Source organism: Pseudomonas trutticola BRTCR10 (genome assembly GCF_056155105.1).
The window spans coordinates 3,315,895-3,338,899 of sequence record NZ_CM149552.1 but is presented as its reverse complement, the minus strand read 5'-3'; the positions used below and the strand labels follow the sequence as shown (position 1 = coordinate 3,338,899).

18 protein-coding genes are annotated in these 23,005 nt (G+C 60.0%); 5 read left to right on the top strand and 13 right to left on the bottom strand.

The features are described 5' to 3' along the window. Positions 1-220 precede the first annotated feature (220 nt). On the top strand, positions 221-1,111 hold the full coding sequence (locus tag ACVVH8_RS14975) for a site-specific integrase (RefSeq protein WP_315445541.1): 891 nt from the start codon (positions 221-223) through the stop codon (positions 1,109-1,111). On the opposite strand, the gene ACVVH8_RS14970 is transcribed toward ACVVH8_RS14975, so the two are convergent. From ACVVH8_RS14970 to ACVVH8_RS14925, 10 genes are all read right to left on the bottom strand, one after another. Continuing rightward, positions 1,112-2,170, bottom strand: coding sequence for an ABC transporter ATP-binding protein (locus tag ACVVH8_RS14970; RefSeq protein ID WP_475224484.1), 1,059 nt, complete (start codon positions 2,168-2,170; stop codon positions 1,112-1,114). It lies immediately after the preceding gene. Then, positions 2,167-3,762, bottom strand: coding sequence for an ABC transporter permease subunit (locus ACVVH8_RS14965; RefSeq protein ID WP_315445459.1), 1,596 nt, complete (start codon positions 3,760-3,762; stop codon positions 2,167-2,169). Before ACVVH8_RS14965 ends, ACVVH8_RS14970 begins: the two co-directional genes overlap by 4 nt. 3 nt (positions 3,763-3,765) lie before the next feature. Beyond that, complete coding sequence (locus ACVVH8_RS14960) at positions 3,766-4,779, bottom strand: iron ABC transporter substrate-binding protein (protein ID WP_475224481.1); 1,014 nt, start codon at positions 4,777-4,779, stop codon at positions 3,766-3,768. A 259-nt stretch (positions 4,780-5,038) separates the two neighbouring features. Next, complete coding sequence (gene arnT / locus ACVVH8_RS14955) at positions 5,039-6,760, bottom strand: lipid IV(A) 4-amino-4-deoxy-L-arabinosyltransferase (protein ID WP_475224478.1); 1,722 nt, start codon at positions 6,758-6,760, stop codon at positions 5,039-5,041. Positions 6,761-6,817: 57 nt separating this feature from the next. Beyond that, the gene (gene pmrG, locus ACVVH8_RS14950; RefSeq protein ID WP_475224475.1) at positions 6,818-7,495 is read right to left on the bottom strand and encodes a lipopolysaccharide core heptose(II)-phosphate phosphatase PmrG; all 678 of its coding nucleotides are present in this window, start codon (positions 7,493-7,495) and stop codon (positions 6,818-6,820) included. A gap of 260 nt (positions 7,496-7,755) precedes the next feature. Continuing rightward, on the bottom strand, positions 7,756-8,307 hold the full coding sequence (locus ACVVH8_RS14945; protein ID WP_315445456.1) for an ABC-type transport auxiliary lipoprotein family protein: 552 nt from the start codon (positions 8,305-8,307) through the stop codon (positions 7,756-7,758). Between the two features lie 17 nt (positions 8,308-8,324). Continuing rightward, the gene (locus tag ACVVH8_RS14940) at positions 8,325-9,980 is read right to left on the bottom strand and encodes a PqiB family protein (protein ID WP_315445455.1); all 1,656 of its coding nucleotides are present in this window, start codon (positions 9,978-9,980) and stop codon (positions 8,325-8,327) included. Between the two features lie 176 nt (positions 9,981-10,156). Further along, positions 10,157-11,458: an NAD(P)/FAD-dependent oxidoreductase gene (locus ACVVH8_RS14935; protein WP_475224473.1), complete on the bottom strand. Its 1,302-nt coding sequence runs from the start codon at positions 11,456-11,458 to the stop codon at positions 10,157-10,159. Further along, positions 11,455-12,543, bottom strand: coding sequence for a polyamine ABC transporter substrate-binding protein (locus ACVVH8_RS14930; protein ID WP_213028718.1), 1,089 nt, complete (start codon positions 12,541-12,543; stop codon positions 11,455-11,457). The genes ACVVH8_RS14935 and ACVVH8_RS14930 overlap by 4 nt, the downstream gene beginning before the upstream one ends. Before the next feature lie 157 nt (positions 12,544-12,700). Beyond that, positions 12,701-14,059: a glutamine synthetase family protein gene (locus ACVVH8_RS14925; RefSeq protein ID WP_103302013.1), complete on the bottom strand. Its 1,359-nt coding sequence runs from the start codon at positions 14,057-14,059 to the stop codon at positions 12,701-12,703. Between the two features lie 162 nt (positions 14,060-14,221). Here ACVVH8_RS14925 and ACVVH8_RS14920 point away from each other — a divergent pair, with 162 nt between their 5' ends. From ACVVH8_RS14920 to ACVVH8_RS14905, 4 genes are all read left to right on the top strand, one after another. After that, positions 14,222-15,127: a helix-turn-helix domain-containing protein gene (locus ACVVH8_RS14920; RefSeq protein WP_475224470.1), complete on the top strand. Its 906-nt coding sequence runs from the start codon at positions 14,222-14,224 to the stop codon at positions 15,125-15,127. 145 nt (positions 15,128-15,272) lie between these two features. Further along, on the top strand, positions 15,273-15,782 hold the full coding sequence (locus ACVVH8_RS14915) for a sigma-70 family RNA polymerase sigma factor (RefSeq protein ID WP_103302011.1): 510 nt from the start codon (positions 15,273-15,275) through the stop codon (positions 15,780-15,782). Further along, a complete protein-coding gene (locus tag ACVVH8_RS14910; protein ID WP_475224468.1) occupies positions 15,782-16,744 on the top strand; it encodes a FecR domain-containing protein in 963 nt (320 codons plus the stop codon). The genes ACVVH8_RS14915 and ACVVH8_RS14910 overlap by 1 nt, the downstream gene beginning before the upstream one ends. A 67-nt stretch (positions 16,745-16,811) precedes the next feature. Next, the gene (locus ACVVH8_RS14905; RefSeq protein WP_475224465.1) at positions 16,812-19,214 is read left to right on the top strand and encodes a TonB-dependent receptor; all 2,403 of its coding nucleotides are present in this window, start codon (positions 16,812-16,814) and stop codon (positions 19,212-19,214) included. Between the two features lie 73 nt (positions 19,215-19,287). Here ACVVH8_RS14905 and ACVVH8_RS14900 read toward each other — a convergent pair whose 3' ends face one another. The 3 genes from ACVVH8_RS14900 to ACVVH8_RS14890 form a co-directional block, all read right to left on the bottom strand. Then, on the bottom strand, positions 19,288-20,280 hold the full coding sequence (locus ACVVH8_RS14900) for a LacI family DNA-binding transcriptional regulator (RefSeq protein WP_475224463.1): 993 nt from the start codon (positions 20,278-20,280) through the stop codon (positions 19,288-19,290). Between the two features lie 75 nt (positions 20,281-20,355). Then, entirely contained in the window at positions 20,356-21,858 is a 1,503-nt protein-coding gene (locus tag ACVVH8_RS14895) for a glycoside hydrolase family 32 protein (protein ID WP_475224460.1), read from the bottom strand. After that, entirely contained in the window at positions 21,855-23,000 is a 1,146-nt protein-coding gene (locus ACVVH8_RS14890) for an ABC transporter ATP-binding protein (RefSeq protein WP_475224457.1), read from the bottom strand. Before ACVVH8_RS14890 ends, ACVVH8_RS14895 begins: the two co-directional genes overlap by 4 nt. Positions 23,001-23,005 lie beyond the last annotated feature (5 nt).

The following is a 23,005-nucleotide window of genomic DNA, read 5'->3' as shown; positions in this document are numbered from 1 at the left end:
TGAAAAAGCGGTTGGCGAATCGTTTATATGAAACTCATACAGCCACTGTTCAGACTTCTACCGTTTATCGTCATTTTTAGTAGAAAAGTCCTACAGAAGTGTTCCCCTTATACTGGGAATGTTGCAGTTGTTAGTTGGTGTGTTGAATTGTTTTTACTCAAGGCCTTTACGTTTGACTGACTTGTCCGCTGTCCCGTTGGAAACCCGCCAAACCAATCCGATGACTGTGTATCTGGCGCGTCTGGCGCCCTCCAGCCAACTGACCATGCGTTATGTTTTGCAGGACGCTGCCGACCGCCTCGGTTTCGAAGACATGAACGTCGAAGAGATTCCGTGGCACGCCTTGCAACCTGAAGATGTTGTTGCGTTAGTCGCCGCGTTGCGCGAAGACAACTACGCGCCAAACACTTCTTCGCTCTATGTAAATGCCGTGCGCGGCGTGATGAATGAAGCGTGGCGGATGAGCCTGATCACGCAGGATCATTTATTGAAGATGCGTTCGGTCAAAGGCATTGCCGGCACGCGTTTGTCGCAGGGGCGCAACTTGAAGCGCACGCTGATTCACGAATTGATGGAGGTGTGCGCCGCCGATCCACGCCCGCAAGGCCTGCGCGACGCCGCCGTGATTGCCTTGCTGTACGGCACCGGGATGCGCAAGTCGGAATCGGTGGATCTGGACCTGAATCAGGTCGACTTCAGCGAACGCAGCCTGACCGTCACCGGCAAGGGCAACAAACAACTGATCAAGTACGCACCGGCCTGGGCGTTTGCCAAGCTCAATGCCTGGCTGGAATTTCGCCGCTCGCAACTCAAGGAGGGCGAAAGCGACGATGCCTTTCTGTTCAACCGCATCCGTCGCGGCAGCCACATCACCCGCGAGCGCATCACCAAACACGCGATCTACTACATCGCCCGCCAGCGCGGCACCCAGGTCGGCGTGAAAATCATGCCCCACGATTTCCGCCGCTCGTTCATCACCCGGGTGATTGAAGAGCACGATCTGTCGATTGCGCAGAAGCTCGCGCACCACAGCAACATCCAGACCACGGCCAACTACGACGTGCGCGACGACAACGAGCGGCGCCGTGCGGTGGATCGCTTCGACCTCTGATCAGGACGCGGCGAACACATGGGCGGCGCCGAGTATCGACAACTGCACCGCGCTTCCGGCCGGTGGCGCGTGCATGCCCGAGCTGCGCACCAGTAGCGAACGGCCCGGGTCCTGAGTGGTTTGCGAACGCAGTTCGACGGTAAGCGTGCAGGTGTTGCCGGCGAAATCGCGCTCGGTGACCACGGCATTGCAGGCCTGCGCGTCGTTTACCCCGTCGATCACCTGCAACTGCTCCGGGCGCAACATGATCTGTGCATTGCCGATGAAGCCGTTGCTGTTGACCGGCACCGGGCCGAGATCGCAGTGCGCCCAACCGGATTCGATGCGCGCCGGCATCACCACCGCTTCGCCGAGGAAATGCGCGGTCTGCTCATCGTCCGGGTAGCGGTAGAGGTCCATTGGATGACCCGATTGCACCAGCCGCCCGCCACGCATGACCGCCAACTGATCGGCGAACGACAGCGCCTCACCCTGATCGTGAGTCACCAGAATGGTGGTGACGCCGGCCTCTTCAAGCAGGCGCGCGACCATTTTGCGCATGGCGCTGCGCAGTCCGGTATCAAGGGCGGAAAACGGCTCGTCGAGCAGCATCAAGCGCGGTTGCTGGGCCAACGCCCGGGCGAGGGACACTCGTTGCTGCTGGCCGCCGGATAATTCGTGTGGCCAGCGGCTGGCCATGTTGGCGTCAAGCGCCACGCTGTCCATCAATTGCGCGATGCGCTCGGTTCTGGCCGCACCGGTCAGGGCCACGCCGAAGCCGATGTTGGCGGCCACGGTCATGTGCGGAAACAGTGCACCATCCTGCGGCACGTAGCCGATCTGGCGTTGGTAGGCCGGCACGGCGTGGCTGCTGTCGACCAGCGTCTGGCCGTTAAGGGTGAGGCTGCCGGCATCGGGAAATTCAAAACCGGCGATCATCCGCAACAGCGTGGTTTTGCCGGAACCGGAAGGGCCGACAATGACCGTGCGGCTGCCGGTCGCGACGGACAGACAGATGTCATCCAGCGCTTTCTGTGCGCCAAAGGATTTGCTTAGGGAGATCAGTTCGAGTGCGTTCATCGGCCAGCGGTGCGCCTGGATTGGTGATAGAGAATGGCTGTCAGCGGCAGTGAAAGCAGGACCATCAGCAGCGCGTAAGGCGCAGCGGCGGCGTAATCGATTTCACTGGTCATGGCCCAGAAACCGGTGGCCAGGGTCCGTGTGCCGTTTGGGGCGAGCAGAAGCGTGGCGGTCAGTTCATTGGTGATCGCCAGAAATACCAGCGCCGCACCAGCGGCTGCACCGGGCGCGGCGAGGCGCAGGGTGATCAGCCACAAGGCGCGCAGTGGCGAGCGGCCGAGGCTTTGCGCGATGTTTTCCAGCTCAACCGGTGCCTGAGCGAAACCGGCGCGCAGGCTGACCAGCGCACGCGGCAAAAACATCAGCAGGTAAGCGAGCAGCACGGTAATGGTGGTCTGGTAGATCGGCCGGGCGAAATGGATGGTCACGGTGACCAAGGCCAGCGCCACGACGATCCCCGGCAACGCACTGGTGATGTAGTTGCAGCCTTCGAGCAAGCGCTGCAATTTGCCCGGCGCGCGAATCGACAGCCAGGCAATCGGAATCGCCGCCAGACTGGTCAGCAAGGCCCCGGCCACACCGAACGACAGAGTTTGCAGCAGGGCGGGCAGCAGCTCGCCACTTTCCCAGACCTCGGCACCGCCAGCGATCAACCAGCGACCCAATGTCAGCAACGGCACGCCGAGCGCGAGCAGGCAGGTCAGACTTTGCAGGGCAAGTCCTGCGACCACTGCGCTGCGTTTCAAGCGAATGGTGCGCTGCTCGCGGGCACTACCAGCGCCGACTCGCGCATAGCGCGCCTGGCCACGGGCGGCGGATTCGACGGTGAGCATCGCCAGACAACACAGGGCCAGCACCCCGGCGAGCATGTTCGCCGCCGGGCCGTTAAAGGTCGATTTGAACTGATCGAAAATCGCCGTGGTGAAGGTATCGAAACGGATCATCGCGTAGAGACCGTATTCGGCCAGCAGATGCAGGCCGACCAGCAGCGCACCGCCACAGATCGCCAGCCGCAACTGCGGCAACACCACCCGAAAAAACACCGCCCAGGGCTTGAGGCCGAGGGATTCGGCAACGTCCTCAATGGCCGGATCGAGGCGGCGCAAGGTCGCTGCAATCGGCAAATACAGAAACGGGAAATAAGCGATCACCGACACCAGCACGCCGGCGGGCAAGCCATGAATCGAGGGAATCAGGCTGACCCACGCGTAGCTGTGCACGAACGCCGGCACCGCCAGCGGTGCCACCGCGAGCAACGACCACAGACGCCGACCCGGCAGGTTGGTGCGTTCGGTCAGCCAGGCCAGCGTGGTACCCAGCACGATGCACAGCGGCAGGGTGATCAACACCAGCAGCACGGTGTTGACCAGCAGCTCACCCACACGGGGGCGGAACACCAAGGCTTGAATGGTCGCCCAACCCGTGGTCCACGACACGCCGATCACAAAAGCGATTGGCAGCAGCGACAACAACGACACGCCGATCGCCAACGCCACCACCCACGATCCCCCGCGACCGGAAAGGGCGCGGGCTTTCAGTGGACGATGGGCGGAGGAGGCTGCCGCCACCTCTGCCGGTAAGGTTTCAGGCATCACTTACAGCAGTCCGGCCTGGGTCATCAGCTCGACGGCTTTCTGGCTGTCGAGTTTCGACGCATCGACTTTTGGCGCATCGAGATCCTTCAGCGGCGTCAGTTTCGGGTTGGACGGCGCGTCTTTGCCGACCGCGTATTCAAAGGAATTACCGCTGTGAAGAATCTCCTGGCCCTGTTTGCCAGTGATGTACTTGAGGAACTGCTGAGCTTCATCCTGGTGTTTGCTGGAGGCCAGCACACCGCCGCCGGAGATACTCACGAAGGCACCCGGGTCCTGATGTTTGAAGTAGTGGAGTTGGGTGTTCTTGCTGTTTTCGCCGGTCTTGGACTGATCGACAAAACTGTAATAGTGGTAGATCACGCCGCTGTCGATCTGCCCGGCATTCACCGCTTTGAGCACAGCGCTGTTACCACGGTAGACAGTGGCGTTGGTTTTCATGCCTTTGAGCCAGTCGAGTGTGGCCGCTTCACCTTTCTGTTCCAGCACGGCGGCGACGATCGCCTGGAAGTCCGCGCCGGCCGGGGATGCAGCCCAGCGACCCTTCCAGTCAGGTTTGGCCAGATCGAGCAGGGATTTTGGCAGGTCTTTTTCTGCTAGTTTGCTTGGGTTGTAGACAAACACGGTGGAACGCGCGGCGATACCGATCCACTGACCGTGGGCTGGGCGATAGGCCGAATCCACTTGTTCCAGCGTCGCCGGCGCTACCGGGGCAAACAGTTTGGCGTTGTCCACCAGCACCATCGCCGGGGAGTTCTCGGTCAAAAACACATCCGCCGGAGAAGCCGAACCTTCCTGCACCAGCTGATTGCCCATCTCGGTGTCATCGCCATTGCGAATCGTCACCGGAATCCCGGTTTCTTCGGTAAACCCGGCCACCCAGGCCTTGGTCAGGCTTTCGTGCTGTGCGTTGTAGACCACCAGGCCAATGCTGTCGGCAGCAAACGCCTGACCTGCGCCGAGCAGGGCGGTGGCCAGCAAAGCGCGTTTCACAAAGGCAGGAAACTGTGGATTCATGACGAGAACGCTCCTGATTTTTTAGACGTTATGGGCAGGCATTCGCGGGCAGGTTTCAATGCGAATGATTTGCAGATATTGGGCCGCCGGCAATGTAGAGAAGTAAATGAGAAAAAAACGTCAAAGAAACCGTTAATACATGTCATTGCCATTCAGATTAGCAGCGACTGGCAGACGCACGATTGCCGTGCGTCATTCAGCGTCATTCATGGCAGGAGGGATACAAGCTACCAGGCGCCGGGGCGCCTGGTCTTTGAGGTTATGGCCGGGTTTTGCTGAAGAGGTAGATATGCAGATTGCCGCGCTGGAAGTGCTGGCCATCGATTGGCAACCGCTCGATTTCCTGAACTTCCTGAACACTGTTGACGCGCATCACCACGCCCACCGTGCCTTTCTTACGCGCCTCGGTCATCCATTGGCCGACATCATCCAGACCGACCTTACGCGAAGCCATGGCCGGATCGTCGAGACCGTATTTCAACTCGCCGACGGTGTTGAAGAGGTCAACCTGCGGGCGTCTCAGGCGCCACGACAAGGCTGATGCGGCGCCGAGGTCGTTGCTCAGCAGTGAAGTGGTTTCGCTCAATGCCTGTTGATGCTCGGCAATAAACTGATCGGGCATCTTGCTATCGACGATCTGTGCGGGCATTGCCGCCGGCAACAGCGCAATCAGCAGACCGATGCCCAGCGCCGGCATCGCCCACAGCGTAAGCGGCCGCATGATTTGCAGGGCGTTGGCGATGATCCAGCCGATAAGCACGATAAACACCAGCGACAGGCTGAACATCTCGGTGTTTTCATAAATCTCTCTGGTGGCCTGCAAGTAGATCAGGGCAATCAGCGCGACACTGGCCAGCACGGTGTTGACCACGCCGTTCAGACGCAGCACTCGCGCGTTGCCGTGGTCCAGCCAGTTCACCACGGTGTGGCCCATCAACAAGGCCAGCGGCATCAGGCACGGCATGATGTAAGTCGGCAACTTGCCGCTGCTCAGGCTGAAGAACGCGAGCGGCAGCAAGAACCATAGGGCGAGGAAGGCGATTTTCGGCTGGGACTTTTCGCGCCAGGTGCGGATCAGCGTCGATGGTAACAACAGCGCCCATGGCAACGTGGCAGCAAACAGCAGCGGCAGGTAGAACCACCATGGCCGCGCGTGCTGGGCGTCATCGCCCGCAGCGAAACGGCGGATGTGTTCATGCCAGAAGAAGAATCGCCAGAAGTCCGGTTCCCGGTAATGCACAGCCAACGCCCACGGCACGCTGACAACGGCGGCCACCAGCACCGCCACCGGGCCGAAGCGCAGCAATTCGCCAAAACGGCGTTGCCAGATCATGTAGGGCAGGGCGATCAACACCGGCAGCAGCAACGCTAGAAAACCCTTGGTCATCAGGCCCATGCCGCACGCCGCGCCCAACAACGCCCAACTGCCAATCCGCGCCGCCGTGGTGCGACTGTCGATGGCAAACCAGACCGCCACCAGACTCAGGTTGACCCACAAGGTGAACTGCGGATCGAGGTTGGCATAACCGGCCTGACCGGCAATCAGACCAAAACTCATGAACAGCAGCGCGCACGCCGCGCTAAGACGCGGACTGTTCCACAGTCGCTGAGCCAGCAGATAGGTCAGCCAGACACTCGCACCTGTGCTCAGCGCCGAGGCGATCCTGACGCCAAACAGGTTGTCACCAAAAATCGCCTGACCGATGGCGATCATCCAGTAACCGGCGATGGGTTTTTCGAAGTAGCGAATGCCCATGAAATGCGGCGCGACCCAGTTACCGCTCAGGAGCATTTCCTGGCTGATCTGGCCGTAACGGGTTTCGTCGGGGATCCATAAGCCGTGGGTCATCAGCGGCAACAGGTAAAACAACACAAAAGCGAGGATCAGACCGGGAATCGCCCAGCGCTCAAATGTTCGTGCTGTTGGCGTCTGCGGTAAATGCCGGACGGCGTGGCGCAACGGTTTGTTATCAGACGTCATCACTGGACCTTGGCGCGGATATAAGTATCGGGTGCGAAACGTTGAATTGAATGGGCGTTAGTTCTGTGCATCAGCAATGTTCAGGGTTTTCCAGAACGGCACATTAATAATGCCCAGTACGTTTAGTTGTTTATGGCTGTCAATACGAACCAGCAATACACTGCCGTATTCAGCGGCAATCGCGTGGGGGAAGCCGGTTTGCTTTTCAAAGTCGCTGATGCAACCGCTGTGGGTCACCAACACCAGATTCTGCCCGGCTGTTTTGTGGGCGATCACTTCATCGCGCAATACCGGACCGCAGGTGGCCAGCCAGTCTTGCGTGCTGGCGTCCTGACCGAACATGTACTGCGCGGTTTGTGCAGTTCGGGTCAGCGGACTGCTCAGCACTTGAGCCTGCTGCATGCCCAATTGCTGAAAGCCCTGACCAACGGCGACCGCCGCCATGCTACCGACCTGAGTGATCCCGTCGGCCGGCCCCAGGCAAGTGTTGCCGGAGCGATCACAACGTTCGGTATGGCGCACCAGTGCGACCACTTCGCCGGCTTGCCAGGCCTTCATCCATTCGGCAGTGACGCGGCGGCTTGCATGATCCAGATCGTTCGGTGAGCGTGGCCAGAACACGAAACCACTGACCAGAATGGCCACGAACACTACGCAAACCAGTGCGAGCAACAGGCGCAAACGCAGGGTTTGCGGCGACCTGAATAACGTTTTCAGTTGAAATAACGGCGCCACAATCCTGCCCCTTTGAATGTTCGGTATTTCATTCAGCGCAACGTAAGGCTCAGGCTGCGAGCGACTTTACGACGACTGAGTTGAATGCAGGCTGAACACTACGTTCGGGGGCGTGGCGGGGCAGTGAAGAACATGTGAAAAAATTGCCGGAAGTTACCGGGCACAACTAAAGCAGACATTTGATAAATAAACTCAAATGCAGTTTTGTTTGCGCCCGGGTTTCACCAACATCGAGTATCGAGGTAAAGCGGCGTGACTGATCAAGGACCTGGCGGACATCCTCGCGCGTTGCCAGCCGCCTGACTGATCAACGCAGCGAGACGTTTGACGTTGTTCTGCTGAGCCGTCACCAAGTCATCGATGCTCGGTCCGGACGGGGTCTGTAACGTCGAGCGGCATGTCACCAGACTGCTGTCAGTCTCACCGAGTGGACGCAGGCGCCATTTTGCATCGATCAAACCATACTGGCCGGGAATCGAGTCGAAACGCTGCACCTCGATACGCACCGAGACGTTGCCGCGCCCGCTGCTGTTGCTCAGTTGATCGCTCAACGCACCGCGCAACTCATCGGCAAGTGTCGCGCCCCACCAATCAGTTTCCAGAATCGCCAGGCCGCTGTTGCCTTGACGGATGACGATTTGTGCACGGTCGACCTGCGGCGGCACACTGAGGCTTTCGATCGGGATCTGTGTGCCGCTGCCCTTATTGCTCAGTTGCACCGGCGTCAGCGTATGAAAGCTGATCGGGTCGCTGCGGCAGGCGCCCAATAGCAGGAACGCAGCGAGCAGGGTGATCTTCAGCGGTACAGCCATCGGTTTGACTCCTGTGCTCAATTGCGTGGCGGTCCTTTCAGATCCAGTGGCGCCGCGTTGTCCGGACGCCCGCGAATCAGCGATTCCGGATGACGACCGAGGTAATCCGACAACTCACGCAACGAGCGCGACATGCGCCCGAGTTCGTCGAGGGTCTCGGTGAGTTTTTCGCGTTGCGGCGAATCTTCGGCCAGGGTCGAGCTGGCGGACTGCAGGGTCTTGCTGACATCGGCGAGCGTGCTCTGCACCCCCGGCAAGGTCTTGGCGTTGAACTGGGTCAGGCCTTTGCGCAGTTCGACCAGATTGCTGTCGAGGTTGTTGGCGATGCGATCGACCGGCACTTTGTTGAGCTTGTCGACCACGGCTTCGAGTTTTTCCTGCAACTGTTCGAGGCTGCCCGGCACAGTCGGAATGACCACCGGGCGCAAGGTTGGATCGAAGGCGACTTTTTCGGCTTTCGGGAAGAAATCCAGCGCTATGTACAACTGGCCGGTCAGCAAATTACCGCTGCGGGCCTGGGCACGCAGGCCGTTGTCGATAAAGGTGCCGATCAGGCGAATGCCGGCGGCTTCGTCGTTGGGGTCGTGCTTGAACGCCGTGAGCATTTTGCCGTAGGCCATACCGAGGCGTTGCGGGTAGATAACGATGCCGACGTTCAGCGGGAAGCTGCGTTTTTTCGCGTCGAAATCCAGATTGATCGCCACCACCCGGCCGATTTCCATACCGAGGAATTCCACCGGTGCATCGACCTTGAGCCCGCGCAGGGACTGGTCGAAACGCAGGCTCAGGTATTGCGCCTTGCCGTTGGGCGGGGCGAGGGCGGTTTGCTGATCGGCGAACAGTTCGAAGTCTTTGTCATCGGCCGCCACCACGTCGTTGGGGCTGTAGTCCGGGGCGCGGAAAGCGATGCCGCCGACCAGCATGGACGACAACGATTCGGTTTTGACCTGGAAGCCGTTGGCGCCGACGCTGACGTCAATACCGCTGGCGTTCCAGAAACGGGTGTTTTCGGTGACAAAGGCGTCGTTGGGCGAATGGATGAACACTTCGATGTTCACGCCTTTGCCGCCTTCATCGAGGGCATAGGTGACAACCTGACCGACCGGAATCTTGCGGTAGTAAACCGGCGAACCGATGTCCAGCGAGCCGAGGTCCTGGGTATGCAGCATGAAACGCTTGCCCGGTTCGCCGTAGGTGATCGGCGGCGGATTCTCCAGGCCCTTGAATTGTTTGGCGCGGTTGTTGGCCTGGCCAATGTCGGCGCCGATATAGTCGCCGGAGAGCAGGGTATCGATGCCCGATACACCACCGGCGCCAATGCGTGGGCGCACGACCCAGTACTGGGAGTCTTCGCGGGTGAAGCTTTCGGCCTGTTTGGCCAGTTTGATGGTGGCGTTGACGCTCTTCTGGTCATCGCTCAATTCGACATCGGTGACCTGACCGACCACCACGTTGCGGTATTTGACTTCGGTCTTGTTGGCCACCAGACCGCTGCCGGTCTTGAAGTTGACGATGATGGTCGGCCCTTCCTGCATCAGGTTGTGCACCACCAGCGAAATGCCCACCAGCACCGCCACGATCGGCACGATCCACACCAGTGATATGCCGAAGCGACGGGTCTTGATGGGGGCCTGGCCTGGTGCTAGCGGCTCGTCGGTGGCTGACGACTTCATCCGTGTCCTCCTTCAATGATTGGGCACTGAGCGTCAGGAACGCAAAAGCACTTCATCAATATAGAAGTGCTTGGCGATAGAGCAAATGTGTATAGCTTGCCAGGTAAGAAAACAGAATTGATCGTTGCCACGCAGAGCGGGGGAACGATCAGATCGCGACAGCGCTGTTTGTTCTGCTAGCCGAGCATTTCGCGCAGGCGATACCAGAACATGCCCAGTGCCAGCAGGGGCGAACGCAGCGCCGGGCCGCCGGGGAAGGTCATGTGCGGCACGCCGCTGAACACGTCCATGCCCTGACTGTGGCCGGCATGGATCGCCTCGCCAAGTAACTTGGCGCACCAGTGGGTGACGTTCAGGCCATGGCCGGAATAGCCTTGGGCGTAGAACACGTTCGGGTGCTGCTTGAGACGCCCGACCTGCGGGAAACGGTTGGCGGTAATGCCGATCTTGCCGCCCCACTGGTAATCGATGCGCACGTCTGCCAGTTGCGGGAAGACCTTGAGAATCTTCGGCCGCATGTAGGCAGCGATATCCGCCGGATCACGCCCGGAATAATGGCAGGCACCGCCGAACAGCAAGCGCCGGTCGGCCGAGAGCCGGTAATAATCGAGGCCGACTTTCTGATCGCAAACCGCGAGATTCTGCGGAATCAGCTGCGCGGCGCGTTCTTCGGACAATGGCTCGGTGGCGATGATGTAACTGCCGGCCGGCAGCACCTTGCCAGTGAGTTGTTGTTCGAGTTCGTCCAGATGCGCGTTGCAACCGAGGACCAGGCTGCCGGCACGTACGGTGCCGGTGGCGCAGCGCACCTGTACGGTCGTGCCGTGGATGATTTCCAGCACCGGACTCTGCTCGAAGATGCGCACGCCCAGTGAGGCCGCCAGCCGCGCTTCGCCTTGCACCAGATCCAGCGGGTGCAGATGCCCCGAGCCCATGTCCAGCAGGCCGCCGGCATAAATCCCGGAGTCCACCACCTGCTGGCGGACTTGCTCGGGGCCGATCATGCGGGTTTCGTGGGCATAACCGAGTTCGGCGAGATCGACCAGTTCATCCTTGAAAGCGTCGAACTGCGCAGTGGTGTTGGCCAGGTCACAGAAGCCCCAGCGCAGGTCGCATTCAATGGCGTTGGCCTCGATGCGCTGGCGCACCAGTTCTACCGAGTCGATCCCGGCGCGCTGCAAATAGCGCACGCCTTCTTGCCCGACATACTTGGCGAAGCCTTCGACTTCATGGCCGATGCCGCGAATCAACTGTCCGCCATTGCGACCGCTGGCGCCCCAACCTATCCGGCGCGCCTCGATCAAAATCACCGACAGCCCGCGCTGCGCCAGTTCAATGGCCGTGTTGACCCCGGTGAACCCGCCGCCGATCACACACACATCTGCGCTCAGATCACCGTCGATGACCGGGTAAGGCGTGGACGCCCGAGCCGAGGCTGCGTAGTAGGAGCGGGCGTGTTCTGTTGTGTACTGATTCATTTGTTGGACTTCACTTTGCTCCAGGACCGGGTCATCAGACGCATGATCGCCTGGGGCGGGGTAGAGGAGATGTAGAGTTTGTCGAGCACGGCCTGGGAGGGATAAACCTCAGGGTTATTGACCAGGTCCTGATCCATGTACTGCTTGGCGGCCGGGTTCGGGTTGGCATAACCGACCGACGCGCTGACCTTGGCGATCACTTGTGGATCGAGCAGGTAATTGATGAAGGTGTGCGCTTCTTTTTCGTTGCTGGCGTCGGCGGGAATGGCCAGCAGGTCGAACCACAGGTTGGCGCCTTCTTTGGGAATGGCGTAAGCGATGTTCACGCCGTTCTTGGCTTCCTTGGCGCGGTTGGCGGCCTGGAACACGTCGCCGGAATAGCCGAAGGCCACGCAAATATCGCCGTTGGCCAGGTCCGACACGTATTTCGAGGAGTGGAAATAGGTGATGTACGGACGAATGCTCAGCAGTTTGGCTTCGGCCTTTTTAAAGTCTTCCGGGTTCTCACTGCGCGGGTCCATGCCCATGTAGTTGAGGATGGCCGGGAACACTTCGTCCGCCGAGTCCATCATCGACACGCCGCACTGCGACAGTTTCTTGATGTTTTCCGGCTCGAACAGCACGGCCCAGGAATCGATGTGATCGATGCCCAGCACTTGCTTGACCTTGTCGACGTTATAGCCGATGCCGTTGGTGCCCCACAGGTACGGCACCGAATGCTGGTTGCCCGGATCGTTTTTCTCCAGCAGCTCAAGCAGTTTCGGGTCGAGGTTTTTCCAGTTCGGCAGCTGCGCACGATCCAGTTTGAGGAACGCGCCGGCCTTGACCTGACGGGCGAGGAAGTGGTTGGACGGCACGACCACGTCATAACCGGTACGCCCGGCGAGCAGCTTGCCTTCGAGGGTTTCGTTGGAGTCGAAAACGTCGTAGATCACCTTGATCCCGGTTTTGCTCTGGAAGTCGGCGAGGGTGGTTTCGCCGATGTAATCGGTCCAGTTGTAGACGCTGACCTGGGGCTGGGCGTGGGCTACGGCGCTGAACAGAACACTTAGCGCGACCGGAAGTACGGATTTCAACAGACGCATTTCGACACCTCTTTTTCGAATGATCGTTCCCACGCTCTGCGTGGGAATGCCTCAACGGACGCTCCGCGTTCGGCTTTGGATGGGACGCAGAGCGTCCCGGGCTGCATTCCCACGCAGAGCGTGGGAACGATCGACACAGGGGATCTTTTGGCTTTGATCAGACGCTCAGCATCAGGAACTCGCGCTCCCACGAGCTGATCACGCGTTTGAAGTTTTCGTGCTCGGCACGCTTCACCGCGACGTAGCCGCGAACAAACTTGTCGCCGAGGTATTGCGCGACGGTCTCGCACTCTTCCATCTGCGTCAGCGCTTCTTCAATGGTGATCGGCAGGCGCAGGTTGCGGCGCTCGTAAGCGCGGCCTTGTACCGCAGCGCTCGGTTCGATGCCTTCGACCATGCCGATGTAACCGCAGAGCAGACTCGCGGCAATCGCCAGGTACGGGTTGGCATCGGCGCCCGGCAAACGGTTTTCCACGCGCATGGCTTCGGGGCTTGAGGTCGGCACACGCAAACCGACGGTGCGGTTTTCTTCGCCCCATTCGACGTTGACCGGCGCCGAAGTGTCCGGCAGGAAGCGGCGGAACGAGTTGACGTTCGGCGCGAACATCGGCAGCACCTTCGGGATGTACTTCTGCAAACCACCGATGTAGTGCAGGAACAACTCGCTCATTTGCCCGTCGGCGTTGGCGAAGATCGGCTTGCCCGTGGCGATGTCCACCACACTCTGGTGGATGTGCATGGCGCTGCCCGGCTCGTCGCCAATCGGCTTGGCCATGAACGTCGCCGCGACGTTGTGCTTGAGCGCAGCCTCGCGCATGGTCCGTTTGAACACGGTGATCTGGTCGGCCAGATCCAGCGCGTCGCCGTGACGGAAGTTGATTTCCATCTGCGCCGGGCCGTCTTCGTGGATCAGCGTGTCGAGGTCCAGGCCTTGCAGCTCGCACCAGTCGTAGACGTCTTCGAACAGCGGATCAAATTCGTTGGCAGCGTCGATGGAGAACGACTGCCGACCACTTTCGGCACGGCCCGAACGGCCCAGCGGCGCCTTGAGCGGCAAGTCCGGGTCTTCGCAGCGTTGGGTCAGGTAGAACTCCATTTCCGGCGCGACAATCGGCTTCCAGCCCTTGTCGGTATACAGCTGCAAGACTTTCTTCAGCACGTTGCGCGGCGACAGTTCGATCGGGTTGCCGAACTTGTCGAAGGTGTCGTGGATGACGATGGCGGTTGGCTCGATCGCCCATGGAATCACGTACACGGCGTCGGCCACTGGCTTGCAGACCATGTCGATGTCGGCAGGATCGAGCAGGTCGTAGTAGATGTCGTCGTCGACAAAATCCCCGGTTACCGTTTGCAGCAGCACACTTTCCGGCAGGCGCATGCCTCGCTCATGCAGGAACTTGTTGGTCGGTGCGATCTTGCCGCGGGCAATGCCGGTCAGGTCGCTGACCACACATTCGACTTCGGTAATCTTGTGATCTTTCAGCCAAGTGAGCAGCTGATCGAAAGGGGCATTCATAAAGACCTCGTTATTGGTTTTATAGACGCCGGGGAGGGCGGGTTTCATCTTCCGCCCCTTCCCCTGTGGCGCGTTGACGACTATCTTGGGCGCGCCTTGCAGTTCCATCTATCCACTTTAAGCAGCACCAAAGCGCACCAAAAGAGTGCGCAAGGTCACCCCATGACAACGTGCAATCCGTTACAGGTTCAAGCGTTCAACACCGCTGATGTCTCCGAGCAAATCCGCGCCACGCCGGGTTGGGTCCAGCATTACCAGCAGATGTCGCCGGGGCATTTCGCCGGGCAAATCAGGTATCTGGACCTGCAAGGTGTCGAGGTTTATGAAGAGCAGATGAACACCCGGGTCGAGCAGAATTTCAGCGCGCCATCGGGTGCCCTCGCGTTCTGTTTCGATCGCAGCGACAACGCGCTGTATCTGCTCAATGAAGACAGCCGCAACATCTGGATCACCCCGGAGAACTACCAGGAAATTGCCGTGGTGTTCGGCCCCGAATTCGTCCGTCAGCACGGTCTGGATGTGGCGAAACTCGAAGGCTTGTTCATGGCGCCGCTCAATGGCGGGCAGAACGCCCTGTTCAGTCGCTGGTTAAGCTCGACTCTCACGAAGTTGACGCAAGCTATTGATATGCCTAGCAAAGATGCATTGACGAAACAGCTACTGGAGGACTGTCTGTTCATCCTCGATAACGCCCGGGTCAACCTTGACCTTAGCGGCTTGCAGCGCCGCACCGAAGAGCGAACGATCATGAAGCGCGTCGGCGAATGGGCCGCCGACTCGCCCGAAGAAACCCTCAATCTGCTTGAGCTTTCAAACGTGGCGGGCGTCTCGTTGCGTCAATTGCAGCAAGCCTTCAAGGATTACACCGGGATGACGCCAAGCCACTGGTTGCGCTTGCGCCGGTTGAACAGTGCCCATCGCGAACTGCTCAGCCGCCGGCCAACGGAAACCACGGTGGCCGAAGTGGCAATGAATTGGTCGTTCTGGCACCTGGGGCGGTTTTCCAGCAGTTATCGGGCGCTGTTCAACGAGTTGCCCAGCGAGACGCTTAAACGCCTGCACAAATAATCCGCTCCGAGCATCAAGGGGAGGGCGCGGTCAATTGGATTGGGCGCGCCAGTCTCGTCTGCGCGTGAGAAAGACCTTTGTATCGCGAATGAACTTAATTAGAATCAGTCTCATTTGAATTCTTCTTCGCGCAGGGTCTCTTGACATGATTGAAGCCGCCGCACCCTCGGAGCAGAGCCTGCAGCAACTGTATCGCGACCATCGAGGCTGGCTGGAAACCTGGTTGCGCCGCCGGATGGGCAACGCCTGGGATGCGGCGGATCTGAGTCAGGACACCTTCTTGCGCGTGCTGTGCAGCGCTCAGCCGATTGCCGATATGCGCGAACCCCGGGCGTATTTGCTGACCGTGGGCAAGCGTCTGCTGAGCAATTTCTACACCCGCCGCAGCCTGGAAAAAGCCTACCTCGAAGCCCTCGCGCAGTTGCCGGAGGACAGCGTGCCTTCGCCGGAGCACCGCTGGTTGCTGCTGGAAACCCTGCAGGCGCTGGATGAATTGCTCGATGGCTTGCCACGTCCGGTACGCCGAGCGTTTTTATGGAGCCAGCTCGAAGGCCTCGGTTATCGCGAGATCGCCGAGCGTTTGCAGGTGTCTGAACGCACGGTCAAACGTTACATGGCGCAAGCCTATGAGCATTGCTTGCTGGTGGATTTCTGATGCGTGTCGCACCCAGCGCCGAAGCGCGGGAAGTCGCCCGCGCCGCCGCGCAATGGTTGGCCTTGCTGGAATCCGGCGAGGCCACGGAGGACGATCAGGCGCGCCTGCAACATTGGCGCAGCAGCGATGGCCGGCATGAACACGCCTGGCAGAAGATTCAACTGTTGCGCCAACGCTTTTCCGATTTGCCCTCGGCACTGGCCATGGCGACGCTGGACCGTCCGGATCCGGCACGTCGGGCGGCGCTGAAACGCGCGCTCGGTCTGGCGGCGCTGGTGCCTGCGGCGTGGCTGATCAGTCGGCAATTGCCGCTGGACGTCTGGCGCGCCGATTTGCACACCAGCACTGGCGAACACAAAAGGCTGGCGCTGGCCGATGGCAGTTCGTTGCAGCTGAACACGGCAAGTGCGGTGAATGTGGATCTTGCTGCGCGTCAGTTGACGCTGGTACGCGGCGAAATGGCGCTCAACGTTCCCGGCAGCTCACCGTTGATGATCAATGCGCCGTACGGCCGGATCAGCGTCAGTCACAGTGAAGTTTGCGTGCGTCTCAATGAGCGCGACTGCAATGTCTCGGTGGTCCGCGGCGTGGTGCAATTGCAACCGCTGCACGGGCCGGCGCTGACCTTGCAGCAAGGACAGCAAGTCACTCTGCAAGCCTCCGGCGCCGGGCCTGTTACGCCATTCGACGCGTTAATGCCGAGCTGGCGCGAAGGCGTGTTGATGGCGCAGAACCAGCCGCTGGGGGACTTCCTGCGCGAGTTGAGTCGCTACCGTTCCGGTTTGTTGCGCTGGGATCCGGCGCTGGAAAACCTGCGCATCACCGGCAGTTTCCGCCTCGACAACACCGATCAAGTGTTGTCGTTGCTGGCCGCGAGTTTGCCGGTCGAGATTCATACACGTACGCGATTCTGGGTGTCGCTCGTTCCTCGAAACATTCCCTTCGCAGAAAAAACTGGCTGAAGCCTGTCCCTTTTTTTCGCCTCGCTGGTCATTCCAGGCAAGTGAACAAAATCGAGAGCTTCTTCCAATGCCCGCCGTATTCCCCAGTCGTTTGCGTCCGTTGTTGCAGTTGAGTTTGCTGTTGAGCCTGAGTGCCAGTCCGCTGCTGATCCAGTCCAGTTGGGCCGACGAATCGGCCCGGCGCAGTTATCAGGTGCCGGCCGGCAGCCTGAGTTCGGCGCTGACCCGATTTGCCGGTCTGGCCGGCGTCAATCTGTCGGTGGACCCGGCACTGGTCAGCGGGCGCAACAGCAATGGTTTGTCTGGTGAATTCGGTGTGGAGGAGGGCTTCGCCCGGTTGTTGCTGGGCTCCGGCCTGCAACTGCAACCGGTGGGCGAGCAGGCTTACACGCTGATTCCGGCGGCGCAGGGCAGTAGCCTGCAGTTGGCGCCGACCTCGATCCTCGGCGCCACCGACTCGTCGGACGCGGACGTGTTTGCGGGCGGCCAGGTCGCACGCCGAGGCTCGCAAGGGTTGCTGGGATCGAAAGACTTCATGGAAACCCCGTTCAGCATGACCACCTACACCAGCGAGACGGTCAAGAATCAGCAGGCCCGAACCCTGGGCGATCTGATCGCCAATGACCCGTCGGTGCGCGCGACCAACCCGGCGGGCGGGCGCTATGAACAGTTCACCATCCGTGGCTTCAGCCTGTTCAACAGTGATGTGGCGTACAACGGCCTCTACGGCGTATTGCCGACGTACACGATCGATATGGAAATGGCCGATCGCGTCGACATCCTCAAAGGCCCGAGCCAGCTCATCAACGGCATTTCGCCGCGAGGCAGCGTCGGCGGCGGGATCAACGTCGTGCCGAAACGTGCGACGGACAAACCCATCACCTCGCTGACCGCCAATTACGCTTCCAACAATCAAATCGGCGGCGCGGTGGATGTCGGCCGGCGTTTTGGTGAGGACAACCAGTTCGGTTTGCGATTCAACGGCGTCAAACAGTCCGGCGACACGGAGTGGGATCACCAGAGTGTCGACCGCGACATGGCCGTGCTGGGCCTGGACTTTCGCGGTGAACGTCTGCGCTTGTCTACCGATGTCGGTCATACGGAACGCGATACCGATGCACCGCAAGAGCGCGTGCAAGTCGGCGCCAACGCCAAGGTGCCGAACGCGAACGATGTACGCGACAACTATGCGCAGCCCTGGAGTCAGGCGCGGACCAAGGATACCTTTGGCACGGTCAACGGCGAGTTCGATGTCAGTGATTCGGTGATGGTCTACGGCGGGGTGGGGGCGCGCAAAAGCAATCACGACTTCCTTCGACATGCGGTTTCCGTGACCAACGATGCCGGCGACTTCAGCGTACAGCCACGGGATTTCACCCGTGACGAGAATGTCCGCACCGCCACAGCCGGCGTGCGCAACTGGTTCCACACAGGTCCAGTCAGTCATGAGGTCAACCTCGCCGCCAGCTACTTCTATATGGATTTTGAAAACGGCGGCGCCCGTTATGCGGCGGGCCGCAGCAATCTGTATGACCCGGTAGAAACCGCAAAACCCGCTCGGCCAACGCGCTATGACGCCAAGGTCTACACCGAGAACCGCTTCAGTGGCGTAGCGTTGTCCGACACCCTCGGCTTCTTTGATGATCGCCTGCTGCTGACCCTTGGCGCCCGTTGGCAGCGGGTCAAGGTCGACGACTGGAGCGATGATGTAAAAGGCGATACCGCCTACGATGAGGAAAAGGTTTCGCCCTCGGGCGGCATTCTGTTCAAGGCAACGGACAAGTTGTCGCTGTACGCCAACTACATGGAAGGCTTGAGCCAAGGCAAAATCGCGCCTTCGACGTCGATAAACGAGGACGAGATCTTCCCGCCGTTCATCAGCCGCCAGGTCGAAGTCGGCGCCAAGTACGATGCCGGTTCATATGCCCTCACTGCCGCGGTGTTCCGCATCAAACAGCCGGCGTACGAAACCAACGCCACGACGCGGGTCTTCGGCCCGAACGGCAAACGGCAGAACGATGGGGTGGAGTTGAGCGTGTTCGGTGAGCCGCTGAAAGGCTTTCGCTTGCTCGGCGGCGTGATGTACATCGACAGTGAGTTGACCCGGACCACCAACGGCACATTCGATGGCAACCGCGCGCCGGCGACGCCGAAGTACAACGTCAATCTGGGCGCGGAATGGGATGTGCCGAACGTACAGGGCCTGACGTTGACCGGACGCGGCCTCTATTCCAGCTCGCAATATCTGGATCAGTCGAACGACAAGGAAATCGATTCCTGGGAGCGATTTGACGTGGGTACGCGATACGCCTTCAAGGTCGATGAGAAAACCATCACCCTGCGCGCCAATGTCGAGAACGTGCTGGACAAGCGCTATTGGAGTTCGGCAGGCGCTTCGGACGACAGTGAGCCGGGGCTGACGTTGTCGACACCGAGAACCTATCTGCTTTCAGCGACGGTGGATTTCTGATTCCACCTCTGGCGTGAACGGCCCTCGCCAAATCGACAGCCATCGGGAGCGCTATCAGCGAACTGACTCACTCTCATAGTGATGTCCTGACCACCAGTGGACAGTCAACTCGCTGAGTTCCCGACAGCTCAAGGGCCTCGATCAGATGGCGTGCAGCGTTGCGACCAATCTCGTAGTACGGCAGTTGCACGGTAGTCAGCGGCGGGATGAACAACTCGGCAATGCCGATCATGTTGTCATAGCCGAGGACGGCGACATCGTCGGGAATTTTCAGGCCACGCCCCAACAACAGCTGATAGGCACAGAAGGCAATGCGGTCGTTGCCACAGATCAAAATATCGAATTGGGGACGACCATCGATGACATGCCGGTCGAGGATAGCGGCTGTTTCACTGTAGGCATCATGATCGGAAAGGTCGTACTGCAGGAGCGTTTCAGGCGCCAGGCCGAATGCCTGACAGGCACGCTGCAGACCTTTTTGTCGCAGCCCCCATGCCAGACTCTGTTTCGGCAGATTGATACACAGAGGACGCTTATAGCCAAGGCTCAACGCGTGGTGTACGGCGCGGTACTGGCCCATTTCGTCGTCGGGCACATAGCTGACGAGGCGGCTGTCATCTGCCAGACAATTGGCGAGCACCAGAGGCTTGCTCTTCAATCGCTCGGGAATACATACCTGGCGAAACCCCATGGCGCTGAAGATCAAGCCGTCCGGACGGTGCGACAGCATCAGATCGATGTTCTGGTCGGTGGGCGGATTGCTCAGCAGGTTGAGGATAAAGACATTCCAGCCGGCTTGCTGCGCGGTCTGCTCAATGGACAGCAGCAACTCGACCGCGAAGGGTGTGGTCGCGGTGTCCAGCGCGAACACACCGATGGTTCGCGACTGGAGGTTGTCACCGCGCATCTTGCGCGCTGACAGGCTGGGTACGAATTGCAGTTCATCAATGGCGCGACGCACCCGTAGGAGGGTTTCGGGGCTCAGCTTTTCCGGAGTATTGAGCGCTCGAGAAACCGTCATCAGGGACACGCCGGCCAGCTGTGCAACGTCTTTCACTGAAGTCATGCGAAGTGCGGCCGGTCAGGTTGACGCAGGATCATGACACAGGGCCCGGGCTTCTCGCGACCCGAATGACGACCCTCATGACCATCCTGAACCGAGCGGCCATGCCCTGGGGATCGAAACACGCCCGCCACTTCCGCTTGCCACAAGTTTCACGCCGAGACTGTCGGAGCGCGGATAGAGGCGACTGCTGAGACTGAAGCGACCGTTTTCATCGAACACTTCGATGGATGACCGGTCGAGAAACACGCGCAGTTCCAGTCGCTCTTGTGTCGGGTCTATCGAGACGCTGCGCTGGCCTGTGACTTGCGTACCCGAGCGGCTGCGGTCAAGCACCAGGCGCTGCAGTGACGCATCATAGTAGAGCAGGGTTTCTTCACGGCCATCATCGCTGCACCGCAAGGCGACTCCCAAGTGGCCGTCAGTGCAGCCGAGCAGATCCAGATGCACATGGATTTCGAGCATATCGCCATTCACTTCCGGTACCCAGCGGGCTCCCGACTCTCCCCACCACGGCGTACCCGGCAATAGCGACATTCGCAGTGCGCTGAGCTCCCGTGCCGGATACACGCAAAGGCGATCGGCGCACAGTTCAAGTTCGCGGGGCAATCCGAGCATGCCGCACCAGTGATGGGCCTGGCTCGGCATCGGGCTTTCCCACATGTCCAGCCATGCCCATACGAGGCGCCGACCATCGGCGGCCAACAGCGTCTGCGCGGCATAGAAATCGTGGCCGTTATCCAGCTCGATAAAAGGCCCGCCAGTGAAATTCCATTGGTTGTCCAGTCGCCCCACACGGTAACCCGTCTGGTACTTGTTGAGCCGTTCGTAACCTTGGGATGGCATGCCTTGAGGAGAGTACAGCAGCACATCGCGTCCGTTCAGTCGGAACAGATCCGGGCACTCCCACATATAGCCATCGCCCTCCCTGCCGCCAGACACATAGTTCAGGAACTCCCAGGCGTGCAGATCCGTGGAACGGTACAGCGGGAGCAGCGGCAGATCGCCCAGACGTGCGCCGGCAATCAGGTACCAATAGTCATCCGCCTGCCAGACCTTGGGGTCACGAAAGTGCATGATGGTGTCTTGCGGCGCGCTGTCGATCACCGCGCCGTGTTTGACGAAGCGGATGCCATCGGTACTGGTCGCCAGGCACTGCACTTGACGGATGAAACGCTCGTCACCCACTTCCCCCAGCCAGGTGTGCCCGGTGTAGATCAGGGCCAAGGTATCGCCACACACCACCGCGCTACCGGAAAAACAGCCGTCACGGTCGCAGTCATCGCCGGGTGCCAGCGCAATAGGCAGGTGCTGCCAATGAACCAGGTCGGCACTCTTGGCGTGGCCCCAATACATCGGCCCCCATTTCGCGTCGAAGGGGTGATGCTGATAGAACACGTGGTACTCGCCACGAAAGTACACGACCCCGTTCGGGTCGTTCATCCAGCCTGCCGGCGGAGAAATATGATAACCGGGTCGATAGTCCTCGATGACGCGAGCTTGGCTGGCAGCCAGTGCGCGCTGCGCAAGGTCTAGGGTCGAAGACATGGGATCGCTCGGGGTATTCAAAGACAAGGTCATAGGGCGTTTGCTCGGATTGAGCGTAGAGAAAGGTCATCGGGCACGGATTCAATGGCTTGCGGGTGGCGCTGCAATGCCGTGCCGTCGGTGTCGAACAGGTGGATCTTGTCGATGTCCAGTTGCAGTTCGACCCGATCGCCTGTCTGCCATCCGGCGTTGACTTCACAACGACAGATCAGTGGCTCGTCCTGCCCGCTATCCAGGTGCACATAGGTTTCACTGCCCAGGTATTCGACCCCGGTCACGACGACGCCAGCCGCTCCCTGCGCTGCCTTGAGCGACAGGTGTTCCGGGCGAACGCCGAGACTCAGCAGAGCGTCCGCCGCCAGGTTCGAGCTGTCGAAGGGCAGCGTGGTCATCCGCAAAACGGGAGCATCAACCAGGCTGGTTTCGCCCGGCGCATGCAGGCGGGCCTGGAGGAAATTCATTCTCGGCGAACCGAGAAAACCGGCGACAAAACGGCTGGCCGGGCGCTCATAGAGTTCGCGCGGTGAGCCGACTTGCTCTACACAGCCGCCGTTGAGCACAACAATTTTGTCGGCCAGGGTCATCGCTTCCACCTGATCGTGGGTGACGTAGATCATGGTTGAGCGCAGTCGGGCATGCAGCCGGGCGATTTCGTTGCGCATCTGTACCCGCAAAGAGGCATCCAGGTTGGAGAGCGGCTCATCGAACAACAGAATGTCCGGTTCCCGCGCCATGGCTCTGCCCATGGCCACGCGCTGACGTTGCCCCCCAGACAGTTCCTTTGGCTTGCGTTGCAGCAGTTTGTCCAATTGCAGGATTTGCGCAGTTTTCAGCACTCGCTCGCGCAGGCTGCTCTTTTCAGTCCTTGCCAGTTTGAGACCAAAACTGATGTTGTCGTAGACGCTCATGTGCGGGTATAGCGCATATGACTGAAACACCATGCCGACGCCGCGCTCGCGCGGTTCCAGGTCGTTGACCCGCCGCCCGTCGATCAGCAGATCGCCAGCACAGATAGAATCCAGTCCGGCGATCAGTCGCAGCAGTGTCGACTTTCCGCAGCCCGAAGGCCCCACGAACACGACGAATTCACCCGCCGCGATCTCCAGGTTGATGTCGCGAAGAATCCGCGCGCCGCCCAATTGTTTGTTCACATTGTCCAGTTTCAATTTGATCACGATGC

Coding starts and splice junctions, on each gene's coding strand:
- arnT (WP_475224478.1), bottom strand. CDS start 6,760: ATGACGTCTGATAACAAACCGTTGCGCCACGCCGTCCGGCATTTACCG.
- ACVVH8_RS14915 (WP_103302011.1), top strand. CDS start 15,273: ATGATTGAAGCCGCCGCACCCTCGGAGCAGAGCCTGCAGCAACTGTAT.
- ACVVH8_RS14970 (WP_475224484.1), bottom strand. CDS start 2,170: ATGAACGCACTCGAACTGATCTCCCTAAGCAAATCCTTTGGCGCACAG.
- ACVVH8_RS14895 (WP_475224460.1), bottom strand. CDS start 21,858: ATGACCTTGTCTTTGAATACCCCGAGCGATCCCATGTCTTCGACCCTA.
- ACVVH8_RS14975 (WP_315445541.1), top strand. CDS start 221: ATGACTGTGTATCTGGCGCGTCTGGCGCCCTCCAGCCAACTGACCATG.
- ACVVH8_RS14905 (WP_475224465.1), top strand. CDS start 16,812: ATGCCCGCCGTATTCCCCAGTCGTTTGCGTCCGTTGTTGCAGTTGAGT.
- ACVVH8_RS14920 (WP_475224470.1), top strand. CDS start 14,222: ATGACAACGTGCAATCCGTTACAGGTTCAAGCGTTCAACACCGCTGAT.
- ACVVH8_RS14925 (WP_103302013.1), bottom strand. CDS start 14,059: ATGAATGCCCCTTTCGATCAGCTGCTCACTTGGCTGAAAGATCACAAG.
- ACVVH8_RS14945 (WP_315445456.1), bottom strand. CDS start 8,307: ATGGCTGTACCGCTGAAGATCACCCTGCTCGCTGCGTTCCTGCTATTG.
- ACVVH8_RS14910 (WP_475224468.1), top strand. CDS start 15,782: ATGCGTGTCGCACCCAGCGCCGAAGCGCGGGAAGTCGCCCGCGCCGCC.
- ACVVH8_RS14965 (WP_315445459.1), bottom strand. CDS start 3,762: ATGCCTGAAACCTTACCGGCAGAGGTGGCGGCAGCCTCCTCCGCCCAT.
- ACVVH8_RS14900 (WP_475224463.1), bottom strand. CDS start 20,280: ATGACTTCAGTGAAAGACGTTGCACAGCTGGCCGGCGTGTCCCTGATG.
- ACVVH8_RS14930 (WP_213028718.1), bottom strand. CDS start 12,543: ATGCGTCTGTTGAAATCCGTACTTCCGGTCGCGCTAAGTGTTCTGTTC.
- ACVVH8_RS14960 (WP_475224481.1), bottom strand. CDS start 4,779: ATGAATCCACAGTTTCCTGCCTTTGTGAAACGCGCTTTGCTGGCCACC.
- ACVVH8_RS14935 (WP_475224473.1), bottom strand. CDS start 11,458: ATGAATCAGTACACAACAGAACACGCCCGCTCCTACTACGCAGCCTCG.
- ACVVH8_RS14940 (WP_315445455.1), bottom strand. CDS start 9,980: ATGAAGTCGTCAGCCACCGACGAGCCGCTAGCACCAGGCCAGGCCCCC.